At 64.3% G+C, this 26090-nt stretch carries 21 protein-coding genes and 1 pseudogene; 11 read left to right on the plus strand and 11 right to left on the minus strand.

Annotated features, from left to right (window positions below; genetic code table 11):
- Nucleotides 1-66: 66 nt before the first annotated feature.
- The 6 genes from H3V53_RS05325 to H3V53_RS05350 form a co-directional block, all read right to left on the minus strand.
- Nucleotides 67-1704, minus strand: a complete 1638-nt coding sequence (locus H3V53_RS05325) for a gamma-glutamyltransferase family protein (RefSeq protein WP_336597049.1) — start codon at nt 1702-1704, stop codon at nt 67-69.
- Between the two features lie 66 nt (nt 1705-1770).
- Nucleotides 1771-2655, minus strand: coding sequence for an ABC transporter permease subunit (locus tag H3V53_RS05330; protein ID WP_054922971.1), 885 nt, complete (start codon nt 2653-2655; stop codon nt 1771-1773).
- Entirely contained in the window at nt 2655-3599 is a 945-nt protein-coding gene (locus tag H3V53_RS05335; protein WP_054922970.1) for an ABC transporter permease subunit, read from the minus strand. The genes H3V53_RS05330 and H3V53_RS05335 overlap by 1 nt, the downstream gene beginning before the upstream one ends.
- A gap of 5 nt (nt 3600-3604) precedes the next feature.
- Nucleotides 3605-5101: an ABC transporter substrate-binding protein gene (locus H3V53_RS05340; protein ID WP_336597050.1), complete on the minus strand. Its 1497-nt coding sequence runs from the start codon at nt 5099-5101 to the stop codon at nt 3605-3607.
- A 42-nt stretch (nt 5102-5143) separates the two neighbouring features.
- Nucleotides 5144-6277: an ABC transporter ATP-binding protein gene (locus tag H3V53_RS05345; RefSeq protein ID WP_336597051.1), complete on the minus strand. Its 1134-nt coding sequence runs from the start codon at nt 6275-6277 to the stop codon at nt 5144-5146.
- Nucleotides 6274-7296, minus strand: coding sequence for an ABC transporter ATP-binding protein (locus tag H3V53_RS05350; protein ID WP_336597052.1), 1023 nt, complete (start codon nt 7294-7296; stop codon nt 6274-6276). The genes H3V53_RS05345 and H3V53_RS05350 overlap by 4 nt, the downstream gene beginning before the upstream one ends.
- 127 nt (nt 7297-7423) lie before the next feature.
- Here H3V53_RS05350 and H3V53_RS05355 point away from each other — a divergent pair, with 127 nt between their 5' ends.
- Nucleotides 7424-8305, plus strand: a complete 882-nt coding sequence (locus H3V53_RS05355; RefSeq protein WP_336597053.1) for a LysR family transcriptional regulator — start codon at nt 7424-7426, stop codon at nt 8303-8305.
- A 155-nt stretch (nt 8306-8460) separates the two neighbouring features.
- Here H3V53_RS05355 and H3V53_RS05360 read toward each other — a convergent pair whose 3' ends face one another.
- A complete protein-coding gene (locus H3V53_RS05360; protein WP_336597054.1) occupies nt 8461-9414 on the minus strand; it encodes a diguanylate cyclase domain-containing protein in 954 nt (317 codons plus the stop codon).
- Nucleotides 9408-13412: a response regulator gene (locus H3V53_RS05365; protein WP_336597055.1), complete on the minus strand. Its 4005-nt coding sequence runs from the start codon at nt 13410-13412 to the stop codon at nt 9408-9410. Before H3V53_RS05365 ends, H3V53_RS05360 begins: the two co-directional genes overlap by 7 nt.
- 784 nt (nt 13413-14196) lie before the next feature.
- Here H3V53_RS05365 and H3V53_RS05370 point away from each other — a divergent pair.
- From H3V53_RS05370 to H3V53_RS05385, 4 genes are read left to right on the plus strand one after another with little or no spacing between them, the layout of a single operon-like run.
- Complete coding sequence (locus H3V53_RS05370) at nt 14197-15042, plus strand: ABC transporter substrate-binding protein (protein ID WP_336597056.1); 846 nt, start codon at nt 14197-14199, stop codon at nt 15040-15042.
- 54 nt (nt 15043-15096) lie between these two features.
- A complete protein-coding gene (locus tag H3V53_RS05375) occupies nt 15097-15792 on the plus strand; it encodes an amino acid ABC transporter permease (protein ID WP_336597057.1) in 696 nt (231 codons plus the stop codon).
- Between the two features lie 2 nt (nt 15793-15794).
- A complete protein-coding gene (locus H3V53_RS05380) occupies nt 15795-16487 on the plus strand; it encodes an amino acid ABC transporter permease (RefSeq protein ID WP_336597058.1) in 693 nt (230 codons plus the stop codon).
- 3 nt (nt 16488-16490) lie between these two features.
- On the plus strand, nt 16491-17240 hold the full coding sequence (locus tag H3V53_RS05385; protein ID WP_336597059.1) for an amino acid ABC transporter ATP-binding protein: 750 nt from the start codon (nt 16491-16493) through the stop codon (nt 17238-17240).
- 28 nt (nt 17241-17268) lie between these two features.
- On the opposite strand, the gene H3V53_RS05390 is transcribed toward H3V53_RS05385, so the two are convergent.
- Nucleotides 17269-17685: a cupredoxin domain-containing protein gene (locus tag H3V53_RS05390; protein ID WP_336597081.1), complete on the minus strand. Its 417-nt coding sequence runs from the start codon at nt 17683-17685 to the stop codon at nt 17269-17271.
- A 362-nt stretch (nt 17686-18047) separates the two neighbouring features.
- Here H3V53_RS05390 and H3V53_RS05395 point away from each other — a divergent pair, with 362 nt between their 5' ends.
- The 4 genes from H3V53_RS05395 to H3V53_RS05410 all read left to right on the plus strand — a co-directional run bounded on the left by H3V53_RS05395 (nt 18048) and on the right by H3V53_RS05410 (nt 20085).
- Entirely contained in the window at nt 18048-18245 is a 198-nt protein-coding gene (locus tag H3V53_RS05395; RefSeq protein WP_054922957.1) for a hypothetical protein, read from the plus strand.
- Nucleotides 18246-18392: 147 nt separating this feature from the next.
- Nucleotides 18393-18950, plus strand: a complete 558-nt coding sequence (locus H3V53_RS05400) for a phasin family protein (protein ID WP_336597060.1) — start codon at nt 18393-18395, stop codon at nt 18948-18950.
- Between the two features lie 392 nt (nt 18951-19342).
- Nucleotides 19343-19681 carry a prolipoprotein diacylglyceryl transferase family protein gene (locus tag H3V53_RS05405; protein ID WP_336597061.1) on the plus strand — a complete coding sequence of 113 codons (339 nt, stop codon included), beginning with the start codon at nt 19343-19345 and terminating at the stop codon, nt 19679-19681.
- Nucleotides 19663-20085 carry a TlpA family protein disulfide reductase gene (locus tag H3V53_RS05410; protein WP_336597062.1) on the plus strand — a complete coding sequence of 141 codons (423 nt, stop codon included), beginning with the start codon at nt 19663-19665 and terminating at the stop codon, nt 20083-20085. Before H3V53_RS05405 ends, H3V53_RS05410 begins: the two co-directional genes overlap by 19 nt.
- A gap of 2 nt (nt 20086-20087) precedes the next feature.
- Here H3V53_RS05410 and H3V53_RS05415 read toward each other — a convergent pair whose 3' ends face one another.
- On the minus strand, nt 20088-21644 hold the full coding sequence (locus H3V53_RS05415) for a M81 family metallopeptidase (protein WP_336597063.1): 1557 nt from the start codon (nt 21642-21644) through the stop codon (nt 20088-20090).
- A gap of 68 nt (nt 21645-21712) precedes the next feature.
- Nucleotides 21713-23053, minus strand: a complete 1341-nt coding sequence (locus tag H3V53_RS05420) for an MFS transporter (protein ID WP_336597064.1) — start codon at nt 23051-23053, stop codon at nt 21713-21715.
- Nucleotides 23054-23243: 190 nt separating this feature from the next.
- Here H3V53_RS05420 and H3V53_RS05425 point away from each other — a divergent pair, with 190 nt between their 5' ends.
- Complete coding sequence (locus H3V53_RS05425) at nt 23244-24179, plus strand: LysR family transcriptional regulator (protein WP_336597065.1); 936 nt, start codon at nt 23244-23246, stop codon at nt 24177-24179.
- Between the two features lie 172 nt (nt 24180-24351).
- Nucleotides 24352-26054, plus strand: a pseudogene (locus tag H3V53_RS05430) (methyl-accepting chemotaxis protein).
- The last annotated feature ends 36 nt before the right edge of the window (nt 26055-26090 follow it).

Genomic DNA, 26090 nt, shown 5'->3' on the forward strand with positions numbered 1-26090 from the left:
CGGTTTGCCGCAGAAAGGGCCGGCGCGCGACGCCACGCGCCGATGCACTCTGCCCCGACGCGCCGCTCAGAAGCCCGCAGCCAGCCCGTCGCGACGGCTGTCGCTTGCAGCGACATAGCCGCGCTCGGGCTCGTTGCGGTCGAGCTTCCAGATGAACTGGCCCGAACCGAAATCCATATATGGATCATCGATCGACTTGATCGTGTGGCCCAGGCCTTCGAGCGCGCGCGAGGTTTGCGGATCGAGCGTCGATTCGATATCGATCGAGAAATCGCGGTTGACCTTCCAGCGCGGCGCATCGCATGCCGCCTGCGGCTGCTGGCCGTAGTCGAGCATGCGCACCACCGTTTGCAGATGCCCTTGCGGCTGCATGTCGCCGCCCATCACGCCGAAGCTCATCACCGCTTCCTGCTTGCCGTCCACCTGCTGCGTGAGGAACGCCGGGATGATCGTGTGGAACGGCCGCTTGCCGCCCTCCACCACGTTCGGCGACTTCGGGTCCATCGAGAAACCGCAGCCGCGGTTCTGCAGCGAAATGCCCATCTCCGGCACGACGCAGCCCGAACCGAAGCCCATGTAGTTCGACTGGATGAAGCTGACCATCATGCCGCGCTCGTCGGCCGCCGACAGGTAAATCGTACCGCCCGCCTTCGGCATGCCGAAGCCGAACTGCGTCGCACGCTTCGGATCGATCAGCTTCGCGCGCGATTTCAGATAGGCGTCGTCGAGCATTTGCTCAGGCGTCACTTCCATCGAGCGCGGATCGGCGACGTAGCGGTACACATCCGCGAACGCGAGCTTCATCGCCTCGATCTGCAGATGCTGCGATTCGATGCCGTCGACCTTCAGCGCGGCCACGTCGAACTGTTCGAGAATGCCGAGCGCGATCAGCGCGGCAATGCCCTGCCCGTTCGGCGGAATCTCGTGCACCGTGTAGCCGCGATAGTTCTTGCCGATCGGCTCGACCCAATCGGGCTGATAGTTGCGCAGATCGTCGAGCGTCATGGCCGCGCCGCATTCGCGCGCAAACGCCGCAATGCGTTCCGCGATTTCGCCTTCGTAGTAGGCGCGCGGGCCGAGTTCGGCGAGCATGCGCAAGGTCTTTGCGTGGCCCGGCATCTTCACCAGTTCGCTGACTTCGGGCGCGCGGCCGCGCGGCATGAACGTATCGGCGTAGCCCGGCTGGTTCTTCAGTTCGGGCACGGCGGCCGCCCACTTGCGCGCGACGACGCTCGCCACGGCATGGCCGCGCTCGGCGATCTCGATGGCAGGCTCCATCAGATCGGCGAACGGCAGCGAGCCGAACTTGCGATGCAGCGCTTCCCAGCCCGCAATGGCGCCGGGCACCGTCACCGTGTCCCAGCCGCGCACGGGCTGCACGGCGAGGCCGTTGTTTTCGCCGTATTTGCGCCTGAAGTAATCGACGTTCCACGCAGCGGGCGCGACGCCCGATGCGTTCAACCCGTGCAGCCTGTTGCCGTCCCACACGAGCGCGAACGCGTCGCTGCCGAGTCCGTTCGACACCGGCTCGACGACAGTGATGGCCGCCGCCGCCGCGATGGCCGCATCGATCGCATTGCCGCCTTTCCACAGCATGCGCAAGCCGGCCTGCGCGGCGAGCGGCTGCGACGTCGACACGATGTTGCGCGCGAACACGGGCATGCGCAGCGTCGGATAAGGGTTCTGCCAGTTGAAGCTTGTCATGTTGTCACTCTGGTGGTTTTGCTGGTACGGCCGCGCGCCATCGAAAGCCGTGGCGCGCAAAAAACATCACGATTCGCGCGGATCGAGCGCGTCGCGCAGGCCGTCGCCGAGCAGGTTGAAGCCGAGCACGGCCAGGAAGATCGCAATGCCGGGAAAGATCGACATCCACGGCGCCTGGCTCACGAAGTCTTTTGCCGTGTTGAGCATCGAGCCCCACGACGGCGCGGGCGGCAATTGTCCGAGCCCGAGAAACGACAGGCTCGCTTCGGCGATGATCGCGCTCGCCACCGTCAGGCTCGCCTGCACGATGATGGGCGGCAGCACGTTCGGCAGAATGTAGCGCAGAATGATCCGCGCGTGATCGAGGCCGATCGCGCGCGCGCCTTCCACATATTCTTCGGCCTTCACGCTGATGGCCTGGCCGCGCGTGAGGCGGATGAAGCGCGGCATCGCCGAAATGCCGATCGCGGCCATCGCGTTCGTCAGGCTCGGGCCGAGAAATGCGCTCAATGCGATCGCGAGAATCAGGAACGGGATCGACAGCAGCGCATCGGCGACGCGCGAGATCACGCCGTCGACGAACCTGCCGAAATAACCGGCGATCAAACCCAGCGGCACACCGAGCACGACCGCAATGCCGACCGACACGACGCCCGCCAGCAACGACGCACGCGCGCCGTACAAGAGTCGGCTCAGCACGTCGCGGCCGAGTTCGTCGGTGCCGAACCAGTGCGCCGCCGACGGCGCCTGGCGCACGGTCATGAAGCTCGCCTGCACGGGGTCGTAGTGCGTGAGCCACGGCGCGAACAAGGCCATGACCACGATGAGCGCCACCAGAAACGCGCCGAACACAGCCGCGCGATTGCGCATGAAGCGCGTGAGCCCGCGGCGTTTGCGACGCGGCAACGCGGCGGCCGCCGACGTGGATCGGGCATCGATTGAAGTAGCCATCAACTGCGCCTCAGTCGGGGATTGAGCAGGATATAGAGCACATCCGCGCACAGGTTCACGACGATGAACGCGACCGCCGTGACGAGCACGACGCCCTGCACGACGGGGTAATCGCGATTGAACACGGCATCAACGACGAGCTTGCCGAAGCCTGGAATCGTGAACACCTGTTCCGTCAGCACGGCGCCCGCGAGCAGCTCGCCGAACAGCAGCGCGAGCACGGTGACGATGGGAATCAGCGCATTGCGGAACGCGTGCTTGACGACCACGGCGCCGCGCAGCAGCCCTTTCGCGCGCGCCGTGCGGATGTAGTCGGTGCGCAAGACACCGAGCATCGCGCTGCGCGTATGGCGCATCAGCTGCGCGCCGAGCGCGGCGCCCAGCACGAACGCGGGCATCAGCATCGTCTTGATGCTGAGCCAGAAGTCCTCGCCCGGCGACACATAACCCGACGACGGCAACAGATGCCAGCGCACCGACACGATGAAAATCAGCATGATGCCGAGCCAGAAATTCGGTATGGACATGCCCGACAGCGCGAAGATGTTCGCCGCGTAGTCGAGCGGTCCGCCCCGGCTCGCCGCCGAAATCACGCCCGCCGGAATGCCGATGCCGATGGCGAGAATCATCGCCATCACCGCGAGCTGGATCGTGACGGGCAGCTTCTGCGCGATCAGCGCGCGCACGGGCACATCAGTGCGCAAAGACGAACCGAGATCGCCGTGCGCGACATCGCGCATCCACAGCGCGTACTGCGTCGGCACGGGCTGATCGAGGTGATACTTGACGCGCAGCGTCGCGATCAGCTGCGGGTCCTGATCCTCGCCCGCCATCGCGCGGACCGGGTCGCCCGGCAGCAGCTTCTGCAAGCCGAAAATCAGCATCGACACCAAAATCAGCGTCGGCACGGCCACGAGCAGGCGATTCGCGATGATCGGCAGCATGACGCTCAGCCCTTGATCGACACGCCGCGCAGGCGCACCAGACCGTCGGCGTAAGGCGTGAAGCCCTGCACTTTCTTCGACAGCACGAACGGCCACGGCTGCGCGTAGATATAGACGATGGGGTCGTCGTCGGCGAGGATCTTGCCCGCGGCGTCGTAGTCGGACTTGCGCTCGGCCTGGGTCTGCCTGGTGCGCGCCGAGTCGAGCAGCGAATCGACCTGCTGGTTGCAGTAGTGCGCGTAGTTCAGGTTGCCCGCGCAGGTGTTGAACTGATGCAGGTTGCCGTCGGGATCGACGCGCCCCGACCAGCCCGTGTACATCGCTTCGAAGTCGCCGCTGTGGCCCGCGTTCAATTCCGTTGCGTAGTCGCTCGGACGCAGCTTCAGCGTGATGCCCGTTTCGCTGAGCATCGCCTGCAGCATCTGCGTGATCTGGCTTGCGACCGTGTTGTTCGGATACGCAAACTCGATGGTCGGATGCTCCTGGCCCGCCGCCTTCAAGAGCGCCTTCGCCTTCGCGACGTCGCGCTTCGTGGTCGGCAGCGACGCGTTGTAGTAAGGGCTCGATTTCGGAATGCCCTGGTTCGCAGGCGTGAAGATGCCCGCGCCGATCACCTGGTCGATTGCGTCGCGGTCGATCGACAGCTCGAACGCCTGGCGCACGCGCTTGTCCTTCAGCGGACCGTTGCCGCGCGGGCCGTTGTTGATGTTGAACGTCACGTAGTAGAAACCGAGGCCCGTGACCGGCTTGAACTGCAAATTCGCATCGCTCTTGACGGCGGCGACGTCGGAAGGTGCGAGACGCTCCAGCATATCCAGCGAGCCCGAGCGCAGATTCGCGAGACGCACGGTGCTGTCGGGAATCGGCTGGAACACGACGCGCTGGACGGGATACTTGTCCGCGTCCCAGTAACCGGCGAACTTCTCGAGCACCACGCGATCGTTCTGCACGCGCTGCACGAACTTGTACGGCCCCGAGCACACGGGATGCGACGCGACGCCTGCCGCGTCGCTCAGCGTTTTCGGCGCGAGCATCATGCCCGCGCGGTCCGACAGCGTGGCCAGAAGCGCCGCATCCGGCTGCTTCAGCACGATTTTCACGGTGCTGTCGTCGATCACATCGACATGATCGACGGAAGACAGTTCGCTCTTGCGGTTGCTGGTCGGCAGCGTGCGGTAGCGGTCGAGGTTCGCCTTCACGGCGGCGGCGTTGAACGGCTCGTCGTCCTGGAACTTGACGCCCTGGCGCAGCTTGAACGTCAGCGATTTGCCGTCGTCGCCCGTGGTCCACGACGTGGCGAGCATCGGCACGATTTTCAGATCCGGCGCGACATCGACGAGCGAATTGCACAGCGACGCGAACACGACACGGTCCTCGAACTGCACGCTGCGCGCCGGGTCCAGCGAGCCAATATCGTCCTGCAGGCCGATGCGGATGGTGGTCTGCGCCATTGCGGCGGAAGCGCTCAATGCGAGCGCGGCGGCAATCAACATTCTTCGCATGCGTCGTGTCCTTGTTGCGGTTCGGGTTGCCATGGGTGATCGTTAGCGGTTCGCTTCGGCGCTCAGTGCAGCCTGCGTCTGATTCTGCTTCTCGCGATACATCGCGAGGCGCTGGTTGAGCTTCGTGCTGACGCTCGCGACGAGCGGCGCGCCGCCGCCCGCGTTCTGCACGTCGCGCCAGAAATGACACGCGACCTGCCGTCCGCCCGGCAGCGTTTCGGACAGCGGGCGCTCCTGCGCGCAGCGCGGCTTCGCGTGCGGGCAACGCGTATGAAAGCGGCAGCCGGGCGGCGGCGCCGTCGGGCTGGGCAGATCGCCTTGCAGCGCGGGCTTCGTGCGCCGCTCGTGCGGACTGCTGGCGGGAATCGCGCGCAGCAGCGCCTGCGTGTACGGATGCAGCGGCGCGTCGAACAGTTCGTCGACCTGCGCCAGTTCGACGATTTCGCCGAGATACATCACCGCGACGCGGTCGCTCATGTGACGGATCACGGCCAGATCGTGCGCGACCATGATCAGCGTGAGACCGAGTTCCGCCTTCAGCGATTCGAGCAGGTTGATCACCTGCGCCTGCACGGAGACATCGAGCGCCGACACGGGCTCATCGCCGACGATCAGTTTCGGCTCGCCCGCCAGCGCCCGCGCGATGCCGATGCGCTGCCGCTGGCCGCCGGAAAATTCATGCGGATAGCGCTGCGCATACGCCGGCTGCAGGCCGACTTTGGCCAGCAGTTGCGCGACGCGTTCGCGGCGCGCGCTGCCGCTGCTGGCGAGACCGTGAAACGCAACCGGCTCGCCGATGATCTGCCCGACCGTCATGCCCGGATTCAGCGACGCGAACGGGTCCTGAAAGATGATCTGCATGTCGCGGCGCAGGCGGCGCAGCTTCGCGCCCTGCCAATGCGTGATGTCCTCGCCCCGATACAGCACGCGCCCTTGCGTCGCGTCGATCAGCCGCAGCAGCATGCGCCCGAGCGTCGACTTGCCGCAGCCCGATTCGCCGACGATTGCGAACGTCTCGCCCGTCTGCACGGCGAACGAGACTTCGTTGATGGCATGAACCGTGGGCGTGCGCGTGAACATCTGCCGCTCGCCGCCGAAGCGTTTGGTAAGCGCGCTCGCTTCGATGATGGGCGTTGCGATCTGTGACGCGATGTGTGACGTGTCCGTGGGCCTCATGTCAGCTCCTTTTGCTGCGCGGGCTTCACGAGCTGCTCGACGGGCGCGAGCCAGCACGCAACGCGATGCTCGCCTTCGAGCGGTCGCTCGGGCGGCGCGGCGTCGATGCAACGCTGTTCGGCAAACGGACAGCGCGGCGCAAAGCGGCAGCCGCGCGGCATCTGCTCGGGCGTCGGCACGGAGCCGCGTATCGTCGCGAGCGACCCTTCGCGCTTGCCGACGGACGGAATCGCGCCCATCAGCCCGATCGTGTATGGATGCTGCGGATCGTCGAACAGATCGGACACTGTGCCGTACTCGACGATCTTGCCCGCATACATCACCGCGACGTGATCCGCCACTTCAGCGACCACGCCGAGATCGTGCGTAATCAGCAGCATCGCCGTGCCCGTCTCTTTCTGCAGATTGCGCACGAGCGCCAGAACCTGCGCCTGAATGGTCACGTCGAGCGCGGTAGTGGGTTCGTCGGCGATCAACAGGCGCGGGCTGTTCGCGAGCGCCATCGCGATCATCACGCGCTGGCGCATGCCGCCCGACAGCTGATGCGCGAACGCATCGAGCCGCGTTTCCGGCGCGGGAATATGAACGAGCCGCAGCATCTTGAGCGCCTCTTCGCGCGCCGCTGCGCGGCTGACGCCGCGATGCCGCCGGATGCTCTCGCCGATCTGTTCGCCGACCGTGTAGGCGGGATTCAGCGAGGTCATCGGCTCCTGAAAGATCATCGACATGCGGTTGCCGCGAATGTCGGCGAGTTCGCGCTCGGACAGCCCGAACAGATCCACGCCCTCGAAATGCGCCGTGCCCGCGACGCGCCGTGCGGGCGGGCTGGCGAGCAGCCCCATCAGCGCGAGCGACGTCACGCTCTTGCCGCAGCCGGACTCGCCGACCACGCACAGCGTCTCGCCCGCGTGGACGAGAAAAGACACGTCGTCGACGACGTTCGGCACGTCGGGCACATTCGAAAACTTCAGCGAGAAGCCTTGTACATCGAGAACCGGCCGGCGTTCTGCTGCGGTCATGCCTGTTTACTCCGCATTGCGTGGCTCGTCCTTCCAGATCGTTATGAAATCGATTATCTGGCTGCCAACGTACAAAAAATATTAAACTTTCTTTTCGACGCTTAAGTTTTTCTCATGGATCGAACGAATGCCGACGCTACGCATGCTGAAGACTTTCCGGGCCGTTGCCCGCACCGGCTCGTTCTCGGCGGCCGCCGACAAGGTCGCGCTGACGCAGGCGGCTGTCAGCCTGCAGATGCGCGGGCTCGAGGAAGCGCTGGGCCGTCAGTTGTTCGACCGCCGCGGGCGGCAGATCACGCTGACGCAGCACGGGCTGACTATCTGGCCGAAGGTCGAGCAGATTCTCGACCTGCTCGCCGACCTCGAAGCGAAGCCCACCGACGCGATGGAAGGGCCCGTCACGATCGGCGCGGTGGTGTCGGTGATCGGCGCGCTGTCGCTCGCCGTCGCGCGGTTGAAGGCGACGCATCCGCGGCTCGACGTGCGGCTGCTGTCGGCGCGCTCGGACGAACTGGCGGGCATGGTCGAAGCGGGCGACGTGGACGTCGCGGCCGTGGTCGCGCGCGCGGACGAGACGCTGCCCGACACGCTCAAATGGACCACGCTCTACACCGAACCGATGGTGCTGGTGGTGAGCCGCGACATCGCCGATAACGACCCGCATCGCATCTTGCGTGGGCACGGCTTTCTGCGCTTCGACCGGCGCGTGCGCACGGGGCAGGTGGTCGAGCAGGCGCTGGAGAAAGCGGGCTTGATGGTCAACGAGTATCTCGAACTGAATTCGATCGAGACGATTGCCGCGCTGGTGCGCGAGAAAGTGGGCGTCGCGGTGCTGCCGCTGCTGATTCGCGGCAACTGGCTGAACGACCCGCTGCTGCGCGTGATCCCGATTTCGAGCCCGCCGACGCTGCGCACGGTCGGCATGGTGCAACGCGCATCGGATGACAGAAAAGCGCTGATGCGCGAGATCGTCGATACGTTGCAAGCGATGCCGCGCGATCGTTCGTGATGAAGGGGTCGTCGGGCGTTGTTTCGAGATGGGGTTCACGGCACTGTGCGTGCCCGGCTGCATTCAGCACGCGACGCGTCACGCGCACGCGAAGCCTGGAAGCGTCACCCTTGGTACTGATCCATGCGCAAACCGCTAGATAGGAATGCGCGGCGCTAGCCCGTCAGCGACTTCAGCGCCGAAGCGACGCGCGCGCGTCCCGCATGCTTGGCTTCGTACAACTGCTGGTCGGCGGCTTCGAGCAGTTCGGCTGGGCTGATCTCCGCAGTGGGAATCAACGTCGCGACGCCCGCCGAAATCGTCACCGTTTCCGCGCAGCCTGAGTCGAGATGCTCCAGCGTCAGCGCGCGCACGCCCTCTTCCATGCCCAGCGCGATGCGCGTCGCGGCTTCGAGCGGCGTGTTCGGCAGCAGACACGCGAACTCTTCCCCGCCATACCGTCCGACGGTGTCATAGGGACGGCGCAGCATCTGCGTCAGCCGCTTCGCCACCGTCTGCAGGCAGCGGTCGCCCGCCTGGTGCCCATAACGGTCGTTGTAGCGCTTGAAGTAGTCGACATCGACCATCACCAGCGACAGCGGCATCGTCTCGCGCAGACAGTGCCGCCAGCTCGTGTCGAGATCCTCTTCGAACTTGCGCCGGTTGCCGACGCCCGTGAGCCCGTCGACGAGGGCGATCGAACGCAGCACATCGCCCTGCATCTTCAACGACAGATGCGCGCGCACCCGCGCGCGCACGATGGCCGGCTTGATCGGCTTGGTGATGAAATCGACGGCGCCGAGCGACAGGCCATGTTCTTCGTCCGCCTCGTCGGTCTGCGCGGTGACGAAGATGATGGGAATCGTGTGCGTAAGGGGATCGGCCTTCAGGCGGCGGCATACTTCGTGGCCATCCATGCCGTCCATCACGACGTCGAGCAGGATCAGGTCGGGCATCACCTTGCGGCACAGATCGAGCGTCTGCGCGCCGTTGGTCGCCATGAAGACGTCGCAATCGTCCTTGAACAGCGCGTGCAGCGCGCGAACGTTGACGGGCTGATCGTCCGCGATCAGCAGCTTGGGGCGCAGCGTGAACGTGTGAGCCCAGTCTCCGGGAAGGTGTTCTAGCATGTCAGTTGGTCCAGCATTTGCCGCGTGCTCGCTGCCGCCGTCACGAAGTCGAGCGCTTCGATTTCGGCCAGCAGCCGGTCAAAGCCGGGCTGCTGCGCGGAAGGCACATGCGGCGCGAGCGTTTCGGCAAGATCGAGCGCCTCGAGATTCGACGACTCCAGCCTTTCGAGCAGCCGTCCAAGCTGCGCGCGATATTCGTCGGCCTTCATCTGCGCGGCGTCGGCGGCAGCCGCGTTCTGCCGGTTGCCGAACGCGAGCCGCAACTGCGCGACGCTGTCGAGCAGCAGCCGTTCGAGGCTGTCCGCCTCAGCCGACGACACGGCCGCCCTTGTCCCATCGCCCGCCTCCTGCACGCGATGCTCGAGCGCCGCCGCAGTTTCCGACAACTTCTTTGCGCCCATCGTGCCCGCGCTGCCCTTGATCGCGTGCAGCAATGCCGCGCAGCGCGCGCCGCCCTGTTGCGTCGAGTCGCGCAGGTCGTCGAGATGCCGCTCCATCTCGTCGACGAACACGCCCAGCGCCTTGCGGATCAGATCCTCGCTGCCGCCAAAGCGCGCGACGATCGACTCCTTCCGTTCGAGCAGTTCGTCAGCCGCAGCCGCATCGGCGCGCACAAGGGTCGCCGGCGCAGCCAGCGCGCCCGCGCGCGTATGCGAGCGCAGCACGTTCACCAGATGCGTGACGTCGATCGGCTTGCCGACATGGTCGTTCATGCCCGCCGCGAGGCACGCGTCGCGATCCGCGCGCGTCGCGTTCGCCGTCATCGCGATGATCGGCAGCGCGGCGAAGCGCGCGTGCGCGCGGATCAGGCGCGTGGCTTCGAGACCGTCGACATCGGGCATCTGCATGTCCATCAACACGGCATCGAACACGCGCGTGCCCGTCAGCACCTTCTCGACGCCTTCCAGCCCGCTTTCGGCCAGCGCCACCTGCGCGCCTTCGCGGCTCAACAGGCCCTCGGCCACTTCGCGATTCAGCGGGTTGTCTTCGACGACGAGCAACGTCAGCCCATTCAGGCGCCCCGCGCCTGCCGGCGCGCGCGCCATCTGTCTGGCCTGCGTGACCTTCTCGCCCGTCAGCACGCGCTGCACGGTCTGCGCAAGCTGACGCGGCGTGACGGGCTTCGTGACGAACGCATCGAACGGCATGTCGTCGGAGTCCTGCGCCGCCGCCAGCACTTCCTGCCCGTACGCGGTGATCATCACGATGGCGGGCGTGCTGCCGCCCGCGCGCGCCGCGTGAATGCGCCGCGCGGCCGCGAGGCCGTCGAGATCGGGCATGCGCCAGTCGAGCAGGATCACGTCGTAACCTTCGTTTTCGCGCTCGGCGGCGCTCGTCAGCTTGACGGCCGAAATGCCGCCCGGCACCACATCGGCTTCCCAGCCGAGCGCGCGCGCCGTGCGCGACAGCACTTCGCGGGCGATGCCGTTGTCGTCGGCGACGAGCACGCGCAGCCGGCGGTCACGCGGCAGATAGGCATCGATGTCGTCGACGGGCGCCTCGTCGCTTACGCCGAGGTTGATGTCGAACCAGAAGCGGCTGCCCTTGCCGAGTTCGCTCGCCACTTCGAGCTTGCCGCCCATCAGCTCAACGAGCCGCTTGCTGATCGCGAGCCCGAGGCCCGTTCCGCCGAAGCGGCGCGTGGTCGATACTTCGGCCTGGCTGAAGCCATCGAAAATCTGCGCGATCTGCGCCGCGCTGATGCCGATGCCGCTGTCCGTCACCGCGATGCGCACGCGCACGCCCGAATCGAGCCGCGACAGCAGCGTGAAGCTGACGACCACCTGCCCCTTGATCGTGAACTTGAGCGCATTGCCCGCCAGATTGACGAGCACCTGCTGCAGCCGCAGGCTGTCGCCGATCACGACGGGCGGCAGATCGGGGCTGATGTCGAACAGCACTTCGACTTCCTTGTCGTACTGGTTGCCCGACAGCACCACGCCAAGATCCTGCATCAGCGGCTCGATCTCGAACGAATGCGTGTCGAGCTGCAGCTTGCCCGCGTCGATCTTCGAGTAGTCGAGGATGTCGTTGAGCAGGCCGAGCAGCGATTTCGCCGCCGTTTCCGCCTTGACGACGTAGCCGCCTTGCCGGTCGTTGAGACCCGTCGATTGCACGAGGTCTAGCATGCCGAGCACGGCGTTCAGCGGCGTGCGGATTTCATGGCTCATGTTCGCGAGGAACGCCGACTTGGCGGCATTCGCGGCGTCGGCCTGCTGCTTCGCGTCGCGCAAACGAAGCTCGATGTTGCGCTGCTTCGTCACGTCGATGTTCACGCCCGTCATGCCGACCGGCTTGCCCGACGCGTCGTGCTTCACCGTCAGCGTCGTGTGGATGTGGCGGATTTCCCCGTTCGGCAACACGATCCGGTACAGCGGCAAAAGAATCTGCTTCGTCTGGATCTCGCCGGCGAACGCCGCTTCGAGTTTTTCGACGGCGCTCGCGCGGTCCTCTTCATGCACGCGCGACAGCCAATGCTCGAAGCGCAGGCCGTCGGCGGGTGTCGAGCCGTAGCCGAAAATCTCGAACATGCGCGTGTTCCAGCGCAGCGCATCGTTCGAAAAGTCCCACGACCAGATGCCGAGCTCCGCGATGTCGGCGGCGAGCAGCAGCTGATCGCGCGCTTCCTGCAATTCCTCGCGCTCGCGAATCTGCACGGTCATGTCGGTGATCACGCAGACGAGGCGGCGCTCGCGGCCCGTCACCATCGTGCCCGTCGACACATGGATCGGGAACTCGCTGCCGTCTTTGCGCAAGCCGGCCAGCTCGCACTCGCTGACGATCTCTTGCGCGTCCTGCGCGCCGTTCGCGCTCTTCGCGTTGCGCTCGGCGAATTGCGCCGCGTAGCGCGTGAACAGCTCGTTGACCGTGGCCGACACCAGTACGCGCACGTCCTTGCCGACGATCTCGTGCTCGGCATAGCCGAACGCCTTCTCGCCCGCCGGGTTCAGCGACAGGATCACGCCCGAGCGGTCGAGCGTGATGATGGGATTGACAGCCGTGTCGAGAATCGCGCGCGTCGTGTCGAGGCTGGCGGCCAGCTTGCGTTCGATGCGCGTGCGCGTGTTCGCATTTCTCACGAGACGCCAGCCGAACACGGCGAGCATCAGCACGAGCGCCGCCGTCCCGACGGCATGCCATGCGGTATCAGAGCGCCATGGTGCGAGGATTTCGTCCTGCGCGAGCGCGGCGGCGACGAACAACGGGTATTGGCTCAGACTGCGCACGCTGTTCAGACGCGTCACGCCGTCCTGCGCGGATTTCGACACGAAGCGCGCCGTGCCTCCCGGCTGCAGATGCGACCTGAACAGCATCGTGTCGCGCACGTCCTTGCCGACGAAGCGCGCTTCGTACGGACGGCGCACGACCATCGTGCCGTTGTCCGCGACGAGTGCCACCGCGCCATAGCGGCCGATGTCGAGGCTGTCGTAGAAGTGCAAGAAGAAGTCGATGTCGATGGTCGCGAGCGCCACGCCCGCGAACTGGCCGTCCGGCCCATCGATGCGCCGCGACAAGGGAATGACCCACTTGCCCGTCGAACGGCTTTGCACGGGCATGCCGACATGCGGCCCGCGATCCGCGTGCGTGCGGTGATAGATGAAATACTCGCGGTCCGCGTTATTGAAGTGCCTGGCCAGCACCGGCTGCGAATTCGCGAGCCAGTTGCCATCGCGGTCGTAGAGGTAGAGGCCGTTCAGTTGCGGCAATTCGGCGACGCGCTGCACGAAGAGCCGGTGCAGCCGCTCCACGGCGGCGGGTCCGGCGCCATCGTGCTCGACGCGCTCCACCGCGCCGACGAGCGTCGTATCGGCCTGCTTGATGGTGTCGTCGGCGTGCTGCGCCATCGCGCGCGCCAGGTTGGCCGTCGCGACGGACATTTCTTCCATCTGCTCACGCCGCGATTCGATGCTGCGCCATACGTCGCTGCCGATCAGCAGCGCGCACACGACGACGATGAACAACGTCACCCGGACAGGAAGTGAAATCCGACTGGCCAAACAAAGTCTCCGACATGCGTACAACATCATTTGAAGATGGCCCGCCAGCAATGTTTGCGGCCTTGATACGTCGAGGCCAATTGCGGCGCCCGGCATCCGCATGCGGACGGGCGCGGGCGCGCGCGTCCCGTCGTTCGCGGAGGCAAGGTCAGCGCCTTATGGTGGTGCCGATGTCCGAGACTACCTTGACATTCCCGTTAACGACAACCGCCCGGAGTTCTTTAAAGCGCCGGCTCCCGCGAGCCAACTCAGCGTCGCTTCAAAACCCCACTTTCTGCCAGCAACAACTCTTTCAGCGCAACCCTGGGGATTACCCCAAACGTGGAATAAATATCTTCGATTCCGCCAGAATCAAAAAACACGATCTACTTTTGAAGAGAATCGGCGGGCTCTTTGGAAACATATTCCTGATTGGACTCCGTAAGATAGTTGCACACCGCATTAAAAGAAGCGGACCAACAGGCGCGGTACGCAAGACGATAATCACAGTCGACCAACTCGTTATGAATACATTGGCCCGCATTTTCGAAGCACCCAGCATGTCCGCCATGTCCACCATGTTCTTTAAGGGCCGGTTCTTCTTGCCCATTTCGCGCGCGTCCGGCTAGCCGCCGCGGCGCTTATGTTTTTGTTCTCCGCTGTCGTGATCATTCACGAGGCGGCGACCAGACCCAGTACATCCAGCACGCGTCAGAAACAATTCGCACCGGTGCGAAAGCCGCGTGCATCGATGTGCCATGCCCATGACAAATCTATTAGTTGTCCAACACATGTGAGGAGAGCCATGAAACGCATCCATAAACTTCACGTCATTGCGCAGGTTACCGCGTTGACCGTGCTGTCGGCTATGACGCTTGCAGCAAAAGCGGATCAGCTCGCGGACATCAAGCAGCGCGGCGAACTCGTCTGCGGTGTGCTGGGTACGGACGAGCCTTTTAGCTACATGAAAGATCCCATGAGCCGCGAGATCGTCGGCTATGACGTCGACATGTGCAACGCGGTTGCCAAAAGCATCGGTGTGAAGCCGGTGCTCAAGCAGCTGGCCGTTGCCGCGCGCATTCCCGAGTTGCAGCAAGGCCGCGTCGACCTGCTTGCCGCGTCGCTCACGCACAACAAGGAAAGAGAAGCGCAGATCGACTTCTCGGTATCGACTTTCATCACGGGCCAGAAGGCGATGGTCAGCCGCAACAGCGGCATCACGAGCCTCGCGCAACTCGACGGCAAAAAAGTGCTGACCGTCAAAGGCTCGACGATGGAAACCAACATCGCAAAGACGATCAAGAACGCGGATGTCGTGTCGTTCGACACCAGCCCGCAGGCGCTGCTCGCGCTTCAGCAGGGTAAGGGCGTAGCCTATGTGAACGATGAAACCACACTGGTCGGCAATCTCGCGAAGCTCGGCCCGGCGGCGAAAGATTACGCGCTGGTGCCGCAGAACATCTCGACGGAACACATCGCGCTGGGCATCCGCAAGAACGAGCCGGCATTCCGCGAGCAGGTGAACAAGGTGCTGCTCGGCATGGAATCCGATGGTCAGGCGCAGCAAGAGTTCGACAAATGGTTCGGTCCGGGCACGAAGATGAACTTCCCGCCGCGCGCGTTCAAGATCGCCACCGACAAGATCGACTAACTTCACTCTATCTATGGCCGCCGCCCGCTCCGACGCCGGGCGGCCAAACACACCATGCCTACATTGAATCTGTCGGTGCTGCTCTCAGGGCAATACGGCCACTGGCTCGTCAGCGGCTTCCTGATGTCGGTCAAGCTGTCCGTACTTGCCTTTGTGTTTTCGCTTCCGCTCGCCATCGCCGTCGCGTTGACACGCCTCGCGCCCGTCGCGTTCATTCGCGGCATCGGTCAAGCCTATGTCGAAGCGATCCGAAACGTTCCGTTGCTTGCGCACATGCTGTTCTGGTATTTCGGCGCGCCGGAACTGCTGCCGCTCGTCATCAAGACGTGGCTCTATAACAGGAATTACGAAGCGGCTAGCGCGTTGATCGCGCTCGTCCTGTACACGTCCGCGTATATGGCGGAAGACATTCGCAGCGGCATCCGCTCGATTCCCAAAGAACAACTCGAAGCCAGCCGCGCGCTCGGCTTCCGTTTCCTTCACGCAATGTGGCTCGTCGTCTTGCCGCAATCGTTGCGCGTGACGGTCCCACCGCTCGTCAGCCAGACGCTGAACCTGTGGAAGAACTCCAGCATCGCGATGGTGATCGGCGTCGCCGAATTGATGTACCAGGCGCAGCAGGTCGAAAGCGCGTCCTTCCGGGGCTTCGAGTCGTTTGGCGTCGCGACGGCCGGATATCTGACCGTATCCATTGCGATCACGCTGTTTTCCGCGTGGTATCAGCAGCGCTATCCAGTACGGAGCATGTAGCCATGATCGACATACTCCAGACCTACGGCATGTACTACCTCGTCGGCCAGTATCCGCATGGGCCGCTCGGCGGTCTCGTGCTGACGCTGTTGCTTGCTTCCGCTGGGCTCGCTCTGGCGCTGCCCGTCGGCATCGCGTTCGGCCTAAGCCGCATCAGTACATTCCGCGTGCTGCGCTGGCCCGCCACCGCGCTCGTTTATGGCGTGCGCGGCACGCCGCTTTTGATGGTCATTTTCTGGGCGTACTTTCTCCTGCCGACGCTGACCGGTCATCGCACGAATCAGTTCAGCACGATGCTCACAGCACTCGTGGTGTTCGACGGCGCGTATCTTGCCGAAATCGTACGAGCGGGCATTCAGGCATTGCCGAAAGGCCAAACGGAGAGCGCGCGCTCGCTCGGCCTGTCGTACATGCAGTCGATGGCGTTCGTCATCCTGCCGCAGGCATTGCGCAACATGCTGCCGTCGCTGGTGAATCAGCTCGTATCGACGATCAAGGAGACATCGCTTGGCTACATCATCAGTCTGCCGGAAGTGTCCTTCGTCGCCGGACAGATCAGTACTCAGGCCCTGACGCAATCGGCGCAGATCTATCTGCTGCTCGCGTTCAGCTACTTTGTGATGTGCTTCGGGCTGACGCGCTTTGCGTATCTGCTCGAAAGGCGGCTTGCCTCACGCGCCCCCGTCAAGGTGTGAATCATGATCGAGATCGAAAACGTCAATAAGTGGTTCGGCGAATATCAGGCGCTGGTGGATGTGACGGAGAGCGTCGGCAAAGGCGAGGTCGTGGTGGTGTGCGGGCCGTCCGGTTCCGGCAAATCGACGCTGATCCGCACGCTGAACCGGCTCGAGCCGATTCAGAAAGGACGCATCGTCGTCGACGGCCAGGATGTGCATGCGCGCGGCGTCGATGTGAATGCGCTGCGCTCGCGCATCGGCTTCGTGTTCCAGCAGTTCAACCTGTTTCCCCATCTGACAGTCTTGCAGAACTGCGTGCTTGCGCCTGTGCGTCTGAAGCGCATGCCGCAAAAGGATGCGCGGGAGTTCGCGATGAGCCTGCTGGAGCGTGTGGGACTGCCGCACAAGGCCAATGCTTATCCGGGGCAGCTGTCGGGCGGTCAGCAGCAGCGTGTTGCGATTGCCCGTGCGCTGGCGATGAAACCGCCCGTGATGCTGTTCGACGAGCCGACCTCGGCGCTCGACCCCGAAATGGTGAACGAGGTGTTGCTCGTGATGAAAGACCTCGCACGCGACGGGATGACGATGATGTGCGTCACGCATGAAATGGGCTTCGCGCGCGAAGTGGCCGACCGTGTGCTGTTCATGGATCAGGGCCGGGTGCTCGAACGCGCGGAACCGGACCGCTTTTTCCAGCGGCCCGGACATCCGCGCGCGCAGCGCTTCTTATCGGATATTCGCTCGCCGTGGGCGAATGCCGTGACGGTCTAGCCTTCGTCTCCCATCCGCCCCATTCGGATCAGCGAGCAACGACAAACGATGTATGCATGCCCATCGCGTAGTGTCCCGGACGATTGCAAATCAGCACATAACGTCCGGGGGCGAGCTTCAACGACAGGCGCTTGCTTGCGCCCTGCGCGATATCCTCTACCTCGCCCACCTTCCTGAAATCGCTTTCCGGCACCTGGCCTTTGCGGACCGGGAGGTGCGCCGCGTCCTTATCGGTTCTCAGAACGACAAACTCGTGTTCGGTCTTGTCTTTCGCCGCATTGTTGACGTCGAAGGTGATTCGCCCGGTTTTTGCCTCGTTGTTATCGAGTCGGATCTCGTTGTCGGTCAGCATCACATGTATCGTTTCGTCGGCGCGGGCATGTTGCGCGGCGATAAAGAGCATCGCGGCCGCGCAAACCAGCGCGGCGTGCTTCCCATGGTTCATGGCGGTTCTCCTCGCGAACGGAATATTCGAACTGCAGTTCGTCAGTTCGACCCCGACGTAAGAACGAAAAGCGGCGCGAGAAAATTCCGCCTGGCGACACAAATGTAAGCGCGCTTTCGATCGCGACTTTCGACGGTGGCCTGCTGCACGCTCTATCAACGATGCCGTCTTCATACATTATTTTCATCCGGTATCGTCCCTCATTCGGATTTAACATTTGTGTCCCGGCGTTGAAGCCACAGAATTCGCAATGCCGGCGCTAATAAAGACTGGAACTACTAGTGAATAGGAAACGGTCGGCCGCATCAAAGTACTGATGCTTCCCGACAACGTTCAATCCAGATTAAAGCGGAGACACATCTATGCTGAGCCCGCACGAATTCGCCACCCTGATGCTGGTCGCAACTGCGCCCGAGCAGATCGACCTGAACCGCCAGGAACTCGATACGCTGCTGGAACGCCAACTCATCGCCCTGGAGCAACTCTCGTCGGGAGCCAGGCGCCTCTTTCTCACCCGCGACGGCGATTCGATTCTTCGAGCCGTCGCCCGAAAACACTGATCCTCAAAGCCGCTTGCTGAACACCCGTCGTGCGTCTGCCACGTCGGGCACGCATTACCCGATTCGCTCACGCGCTCACGCTGTCGCAGATCGCGCGCGCCTATCGGCGCGGCGTCTGCGTCCGATCGCCCATACAGGAGCTTTTCTATGTTGACCCCGGAACAGGTTGCTGAAACCCGCAAGGCCAATCTTGGCCTCTTTTTCGAACTGAGCAACAAGGCAGTCGACAACGTCGGGAAACTGGCCGCACTGAACGCGCATACAATGCGCTCGACGCTCGAGGACATGTTCGGCCTGGCGCAGAAGTCGCTATCGATCAAGGAGGCGCAGGAATGGCTCGCGCTGCAGGACAGCATGGCGTCGCTGACGGCAGAGCGCATGCAGACTTATTGGCGCGAGGTGTTCGATCTGATGTCAGCCACGCAGGCCGATTTTGCGCGCGTTGGAAAGGCCCAGTGCGAGACGTACGGGCGCCAGATGAAATCGGTTGTAGAGGATGTCACCAGAGGCGCGCCGGCGGGCTCCCAGGCCACGATGACCGCGCTGGACTCCGCGATTGCGGCTGCCACGACACTCTATGAAACCCTGCGCAGCACCGGTCAGCAGGCGGTCGAGGCGACGCGAAGCAACCTTGAAATAGCGTCGGCAGCCGCGAAGAATGCGAGACGCGCAGTCGATCCCGCATTGCAGGCAGCGAAGCGATAACAACTTCGGAACGCGCCTCGCGTTAAGCGTGCCACCGCTTGCCGGGTTGCATCGGCAACGTGTGCGCGAACATCGATCTCGGCCAATGGGACGGTTCGAGTTCAGTGGCGCGCGATGCGATCGCATTGTCGCGGGCGTGCTCTCCCGAATGCCCGCCCCGTCACGCTCGTTAGGCGCGATGGTCGCGGGTAGCCTGGCTTCGGCATCGATCCGACGCTGCAACCGCGAGACGATCGAGCATATTCGTGAGCATCCTGCGTGTTCACAGGTTGGCGACGTCAGCGGTATATTGCGGGCCATTCAGTTCGCGGCAATATATCCGGAATCATTGAATGAATATCGGCCCTTTGGCGTTTCCTGCCGGACCTCTTGCACTATTTGCTGGCGTTGCCGTGGCCTTGCTCGCCAGCCGATTCTGCGGCGAGCGGAGATCGCAGGTCGAGCGCGCCGTCTTCGCGGCGGTAGTTGCCGGTCTGTTCGTCGCTCGTGTCGTGTTCGTCCTTCAGTACCTGCCCAGTTATCGCGGCAACCTCGTGCACATGCTGGACTTCAGAGATGCGGGTTTCGCGGCGGCGCCTGGCATTGCCGCCGGCATCGTGGTCGCGTTCGTCGTGGCGCTTCGACGCGCCGCGCTACGGCGTCCGCTGGCCGCTGTCGTAGCCTCGGGGCTGCTCACGTGGGGTAGCGCTGCGCAGAACGCACCGATCCCAGGATGCGCATGCCGTCGATAACGCTCTACGACGAATCAGGCATTCCCCGACACATCGCGCCCAACGGCAAACCGCTTGTCGTCAACATGTGGGCGACATGGTGCGGACCATGCCGGGCGGAAATGCCCGTGCTCGCACAAGAGCAGGCAAGCCATCCCGAGATCGATCTGATGTTCGTGAACCAGGCAGAGAGCACAGAAGCAGTGAACGCGTTTTTGGCCAGCCTGCAATTACGCCTCGACAACTCGCGTTTCGATCCTCAACTGGCGCTCGCCAAAAGCATGAACGTCGCGGCCTATCCCACCACGCTCTTTTTCGATGCCGAAGGACGACTGCTGGAGAAACACCTGGGCCGGTTATCGCAGGCGACCTTCGATTCTGCGCTTGCGCGTCGTTATCCTTCGCTGGACGAGACGTCACGCTAACTTCACCCAGGTGTGACAGCGTCCAGACGCGCCGCGCGCCATGCGTCGAAGGTCGGTCCGAGGGGACGCACGCGCATCTGCGCGGCGAGGCGCTGCCACGGCAGATCGGCAGGATCGGCGGCCATCGGGCCAGGCGCCTTCGCGACGAGGATCGCATGCGCGGCCGCCTGAAAATCGGCGCGAAAGTGCACGGAGCTTTTCACGACCAGGATCTTCATCTGCTCCGGCTCGATGCCCGCGACGCGAAAGAAGTTGCGCTCGAAAATCTGCATCTTGATCGTGCTGACGACGATCCGCACGCCGTCGATGCGCAGACACGCGACAGGCCCGAGATCGCCCTGCATGCCGTTCATCATCGGGCCGTCGAAGCGAAAGCGGCCGTTCGACAGATGCTCGATTTCGAACACACCCGTGAGCGGCGCGTCGCCCGGCACGCCCGAACGGCCCGCGAGCGCGAGTTCGATTCGCGCGCCGACGCCCGCGCGATGCGCCGCCGCAGCCGCATCGGCGTCCCAGATCACGCCGACGGCGGCATCCCGCACGCGGTGGCGCAACAGCGCGCGCACCATGCCCATCGTATTCGAGTCGCCGCCGACGCCCGGGTTGTCCTGCGTATCGGCGATGATCACGGGCCGGCCCGCGTCAGGCCCGGCGGCCTGTGCCCTGTCCGCTTGCAGCGCGAGACGCGTGGCTTCCGCGACGGCTTCGTCGGGCGACAGGAAATTCACGTCCCATTGCGCTTCGTCGGCAAGCACGCGCTCGTACAGCGCATCGATTGCGCGCGTCAGCGCTTCGTCGTCGTCGCCATAGCCCCAGATCATCGCGCCGCATTCGGGGAAGTCGGCGGCCGGAAAACCCGGCGCGAACGACAGCGACGCCACACTGCCCCGTTCGAGCGCGGCGAGGCGCTCGTACATGCCGCGCGCGGGCTCGACGAGCGTGCACATCGCGTTCACGGGGATCAAAAACGGCAGGCGCCGCCACGCGCGCTTCAACGGGCGTTCGCCCTGCAGCAGCGCGTCGAGCAGCGCGGCAGCGCGCTCGCCCGTGTCGGCCATATCGACATGTGGATAAGTTCGATACGCGACGACGGCATTGGCGAGTGCCAGCATGGCCTGCGTCACGTTCGCGTGAAGATCGAGCGACACGACGACCGGCATCGCCTCGCCGACGATGCCGCGCACGCGCGCGAGCAACTCGCCTTCGCCGTCGTCGACATGCTCGGCCACCATCGCGCCATGCAGGTCGAGATAGATCGCGTCGAAGCCGCCCGCGCGCACGGCTTCGACGATCTCACCGGCGACGCGCTCGTAGGCGTCCTGCGTCACGTGCGCGGATGCGCTCGCGCCCGCCCAGATCACAGGCAGCAGTTCGTGACCCGACGCCTGCGCCGCGCGGATGAAGCCGCCGACGGGCACGTTCACGTCGCGCAGCGCGAGCACGTCCGCGCCGCGCGCGAGCGGCGGAAAGCCCTCGCCCTGAACGAAGCTCTGGTACGACGCCTTGGTCGGCGCGAAGGTATTGGTCTCGTGCTGGAAACCGGCGATCAGGATTTTCATGATTCGTGCGTCCTTCCGTTCAGTGCGCGCGATCACGCATCACGATGCGTGACCACGCGCGGCGGGCATCAGTTCGATTCGGGATGCAGTGCCAGCTGCGCGGCATCGCGTGCCGGTTCGCTCCGCTGGCGATTGGCGAGAATCAGCAGGCCCGCGATCACCGGCAGGCATGCCATCACGATCAGCGCGAGATGCGAATTGCCCGTTGCCGTGCGTGCCCAACCGATGGCAGCCGGTCCCCAGAAACCGCCCGACAGCCCGATCGTATTGATGAGAGCGATGCCGCCGGCAGCGGCCGGGCCTTTGATGTATTCGGCGGGAATCGCCCAGAAGACGGTGTAGGCCATCCACATCATCGCGGTCGCGGCCGTCAGCAGCGCCAGCGTCGCGAACAGGTGCCCCTGCGCGAAGATCGCCGCGACGAGCAGCAGCGCGCCCGTCAGCGCGGGCAACGCGCAGTGCAGGCGGCGCTCGCCCGTCCGGTCGGAGCGACGCCCCGCGACATACATGCCGATGCCCGCCGCGACATACGGAATCGCCACGTACCAGCCGAGGCGCAACGTGTCGCTCACGCCTTGCTCCTTGATGAAGGTCGGCAGCCAGAAGCTGATCGCGTAGATGGGGAAGATGATCGAGAAGTACGCGAACGCGAGCAGATAGACGCGCGGATCACGCGCCACCGCCTTGAACGAATGGTTGTGCGCCTGTGCCGCGCCGGTTTCGGTTTCGAGCAGCTGCTTTTCGTCGGCATTGAGCCAGCGGGCGTCGGCGGGACGGTTCGACAGCACGAGCAGCGTGATGACGCCCAGCGCGATGCACGGCAGCCCTTCGACGAGAAACATCCATTGCCATCCAGCGAGGCCGTAGACGCCCGAGAACGCCGTAATCAGCCACGCCGACAACGGCCCGCCGACGATGCCGCCCAGCGGCCCCGCGAGAAACACGATCGCGATGGCGCGCGCCATGCGCGTCGGCCCGTACCAGCACGACAGGTAGTAAATCATGCCCGGCGCAAAGCCCGCTTCGAAGATACCGAGCAGAAAGCGCATCGCGTAGAACATCGGCACGTTGCTTACGAACAGCATGCACGCCGACGTCACACCCCATAGCACGAGAATGCGGCTGAACGTCTTGCGCGCGCCGACTTTGGGCAGCAGCAGATTGCTCGGCAATTCGAACAGCACGTACCCAAGAAAGAAAATGCCTGCGCCGACGCCGTAGGCGGCATCGGAGAAACCAAGATCGGTTTGCATCTGAAGCTTTGCGAAACCGACGTTGACGCGATCCAGGTACGCGAACATGTAGCACGCGAGCAGGAACGGCAACAGCCGCCAGTTGAGCCGGTGATAGAGCGCGCGCACCGCGTCGCTCTCCTTCACGGTCGTCGTCAGGGTGTGAATCGCTGTCATGTCTGTCTCCGATATCGACCGGCTGCGCGCGTCGGCGCTCCTCCGGTACATGCAAGGCTTGTCCGGTTCGAAAACGGTGCTTGCGTTCCGCCATGTTGTCGGCGTCATAATGCGCGAGCAAGAGCAACTAAGTTCACACTTCGTTGCTTGGCGGGCAACGGCAGGCATTTCACAGTCGGGAGAGACGGACATGCGCGAAATCAATCAGCAGCGGCTGCGCTACTTTCACGAAGTGCTGACGCACGGCACCATTCGCGGCGCGGCGGACAGTCTCAACACGTCGCCGTCCGTCATCACGCGGCAGATCCGGTTGCTGGAGGAAGAACTGGACACGACGCTGTTCGAGCGCGAGGCGCGCGGCGTCAAACCCACCGAGGCAGCCGCGCATCTGCTCGAATTCTGGCGCGGATACCGGGCGCAACAGGAAAAGCTCGAGGACCAGCTCCATCTGCTCAAAGGGCTGCAGCAAGGCCAGGTGCAACTGGCCGTCAGCGAAGGCTATGTCGATACGCTAATCGAGGAAGTGATCGCGCCGTTCTGTGCGCAATACCCGAAACTGGACGTCGGCATCGACATGCTCGCCGTCGACGATCTGCTCAGTCAGGTCGCCGAAAGCCGCGCGCATATCGGGCTCGCGTACAATCCGCCGCCGCATCCGCGCATCGAATATCGCGCGAGTTCCGCGCAGCCCGTCGTGCTGCTGGTGCGGCGCGATCATCCTCTCGCGCGGCGCGGCGGGCCGGCGGGCGTGAAGGACCTGCTCGAATGGCCGCTCGCGCTGATGCCCGCCACGTTCGGCATCGGCCATGCCGCGAAAATGCTCGAGTTCGCCGAGAACATCGAGATTCGTGCGACGCTGACCAGCAATTCGCTGACGGCCCTCAAGCGCTTCGTCGCGCACGGCGACGGCGTGACGCTGATCGGCGAGTTCGCGGCGCATCGCGAGCTTGTCTCGGAAGAGCTGACCATCGTGCCCATCGATCACCCGCTGTTTCAAGGCGCAAAAGCGCGGCTGCTCGTGAAATCGGGGCGGCCGCTCGCGGCCGCTGCGCAGGAAATGCTCGGCTGGATCGAGACGCGAATGTCGATGTTCGCGCCGCGCGTACGCGCGTCGAACCGAAAGTGAACGCACGCCGGGTTCTCGCGCGCAAGTTGCCTCTCGACCTTACACGCGACGCGAATCCGTAATTGGTCAGTCGTACCGCTGTCGGCCTTCCGTCAAATTTGAAACTTTATTGCAGAAGGGATATCCCGCGGTCGATAAGACGCCTATTCGTTCACCCCTGCAAAGACGGTCAATGGCGTTTCTCAACACACTCAGAATTGGTCCTCGCCTCGGCGCTGGCTTCGCAATCGTTCTCTTTTTGCTGTGCGCTGTCGGCGGCGTCGGCTTGCAGCAGGCTTCGCGCATTTACGAGGGCACGAGTGCGATCGGCCACGACTGGCTGCCCAGCATCGAAACGCTCGGCACGCTGCGCACGCACGCGGATGACGTGCGCCGCCTGCAATTGCGCCAGTTGATGAGCGCAGACGCCGAACGCCTGCGCACCGCGCGCGGTCAGCACGCCGACGCCGTGAATGCGTTCGCGGCATCGATGGATGCGTATTCGAAGCTGATTTCGTCGCCGCAAGAGCAGCAGCTGTTCGACAACATCAAGTCGGCGTGGGCGAGCTATCTCGAAGTCGACGACAAGGTGCAGAAACTGATCGAAGCCGGCGAAGCCAGCGCCGCCGACGCGCGGCAACTCGCGGAAGGCGAGGCGTCGCAGCGCTTTAACGCCACGCTCGAACTGATCGACAGCGACATCAAGCTCAATCACGAAGGCTCGACGCGCGAAGTCGAACAGGCGGCCGCCGCGTTCGGCAGCGCGCGCGCATGACGCTCGCGCTGTCCGCGCTGGCGCTCGTCGTGGGCGCAGCCATTGCCGTGGTCATCACGCGTTCGATCGTCGGCCCGCTGCGACGCGCCGTCGATGTCGCCGAAACCGTCGCGCGCGGCGATCTGACGGCGACGATACGCGCCGACGGCGCCGACGAACTGAGCCAGTTGCTCGCCGCGCTGCGCCACATGAACGAACGTCTGCTCGATACCGTGGGCCGCGTGCGAACCAGCAGCGAGAGCATCGCGACGGGCTCCGCGCAGATCGCGTCGGGCAACACCGATCTGAGCCAGCGCACGGAAGAACAGGCGGCATCGCTCGAAGAAACGGCCGCGAGCATGGAAGAGCTGACGGCGACCGTCAAGCAGAACGCCGAGAACGCGAGCCAGGGCAACGCGCTCGCGGCGCGCGCATCGCAGACGGCGGCGCGCGGCGGCGAAGTCGTGGGCCGCGTGGTCGAAACGATGCGTGGCATCTCGACGAGTTCGCAACAGGTCGCGCAGATCATCTCGGTGATCGAAGGGATCGCGTTCCAGACCAACATCCTCGCGTTGAACGCCGCCGTCGAGGCCGCGCGCGCGGGCGAACAGGGACGCGGCTTCGCGGTCGTCGCGGGCGAAGTGCGCACGCTCGCACAGCGCAGCGCGTCGGCGGCGAAGGAGATCAAGGAACTGATCGACGAATCGGTTAACCGCGTGAGCAGCGGTACGGCGCTCGTCGACGAAGCAGGTCGCACGATGAGCGAGATCGTGCTCTCCGTGCGTCGGGTGTCGGATCTGATGGGCGAGATCAGCGTCGCTTCGGGCGAGCAGCATCGCGGCATCGACCAGGTCAACGTCGCGATCTCGCAGATGGATGAAGTGACGCAGCAAAATGCGGCGCTTGTCGAAGAGGCGTCGGCGGCGGCGCAATCGATGGCTTCGCAGGCCGCGTCGCTGCGCGAGCTGGTGTCGGTGTTCAGGCTGCCGGGCGGCCAGCTGGCGAGCCATGCGGCGCCCTCTTCCGCTGCGCGGGCGCACGCGACCGAAGCTGTCGCCGCTGTCGGCGTGTCGCCGCGCAGCGCGTCCGCACCGCAGCCCACGGTTTTCGCAGGCGCCGAAGTCGATTGGGAGACGTTCTGAGGCGACGCGCTAACACCCGGTGACGCGCCGCCCGTT

The sequence above is a fragment of the Paraburkholderia bengalensis genome, from assembly GCF_037126505.1.
GTDB lineage: Bacteria > Pseudomonadota > Gammaproteobacteria > Burkholderiales > Burkholderiaceae > Paraburkholderia > Paraburkholderia bengalensis.

Bases quoted from the DNA above. Each gene is read 5' to 3' on its own strand.
- H3V53_RS05415 (WP_336597063.1), bottom strand. From the start codon at position 21,644: ATGAAAATCCTGATCGCCGGTTTCCAGCACGAGACCAATACCTTCGCG.
- H3V53_RS05385 (WP_336597059.1), top strand. From the start codon at position 16,491: ATGATCGAGATCGAAAACGTCAATAAGTGGTTCGGCGAATATCAGGCG.
- H3V53_RS05330 (WP_054922971.1), bottom strand. From the start codon at position 2,655: ATGGCTACTTCAATCGATGCCCGATCCACGTCGGCGGCCGCCGCGTTG.
- H3V53_RS05380 (WP_336597058.1), top strand. From the start codon at position 15,795: ATGATCGACATACTCCAGACCTACGGCATGTACTACCTCGTCGGCCAG.
- H3V53_RS05390 (WP_336597081.1), bottom strand. From the start codon at position 17,685: ATGAACCATGGGAAGCACGCCGCGCTGGTTTGCGCGGCCGCGATGCTC.
- H3V53_RS05400 (WP_336597060.1), top strand. From the start codon at position 18,393: ATGTTGACCCCGGAACAGGTTGCTGAAACCCGCAAGGCCAATCTTGGC.
- H3V53_RS05350 (WP_336597052.1), bottom strand. From the start codon at position 7,296: ATGACCGCAGCAGAACGCCGGCCGGTTCTCGATGTACAAGGCTTCTCG.
- H3V53_RS05420 (WP_336597064.1), bottom strand. From the start codon at position 23,053: ATGACAGCGATTCACACCCTGACGACGACCGTGAAGGAGAGCGACGCG.
- H3V53_RS05410 (WP_336597062.1), top strand. From the start codon at position 19,663: ATGCGCATGCCGTCGATAACGCTCTACGACGAATCAGGCATTCCCCGA.
- H3V53_RS05425 (WP_336597065.1), top strand. From the start codon at position 23,244: ATGCGCGAAATCAATCAGCAGCGGCTGCGCTACTTTCACGAAGTGCTG.
- H3V53_RS05340 (WP_336597050.1), bottom strand. From the start codon at position 5,101: ATGCGAAGAATGTTGATTGCCGCCGCGCTCGCATTGAGCGCTTCCGCC.
- H3V53_RS05325 (WP_336597049.1), bottom strand. From the start codon at position 1,704: ATGACAAGCTTCAACTGGCAGAACCCTTATCCGACGCTGCGCATGCCC.
- H3V53_RS05335 (WP_054922970.1), bottom strand. From the start codon at position 3,599: ATGCTGCCGATCATCGCGAATCGCCTGCTCGTGGCCGTGCCGACGCTG.
- H3V53_RS05375 (WP_336597057.1), top strand. From the start codon at position 15,097: ATGCCTACATTGAATCTGTCGGTGCTGCTCTCAGGGCAATACGGCCAC.
- H3V53_RS05395 (WP_054922957.1), top strand. From the start codon at position 18,048: ATGCTGAGCCCGCACGAATTCGCCACCCTGATGCTGGTCGCAACTGCG.
- H3V53_RS05370 (WP_336597056.1), top strand. From the start codon at position 14,197: ATGAAACGCATCCATAAACTTCACGTCATTGCGCAGGTTACCGCGTTG.
- H3V53_RS05345 (WP_336597051.1), bottom strand. From the start codon at position 6,277: ATGAGGCCCACGGACACGTCACACATCGCGTCACAGATCGCAACGCCC.
- H3V53_RS05360 (WP_336597054.1), bottom strand. From the start codon at position 9,414: ATGCTAGAACACCTTCCCGGAGACTGGGCTCACACGTTCACGCTGCGC.
- H3V53_RS05355 (WP_336597053.1), top strand. From the start codon at position 7,424: ATGCCGACGCTACGCATGCTGAAGACTTTCCGGGCCGTTGCCCGCACC.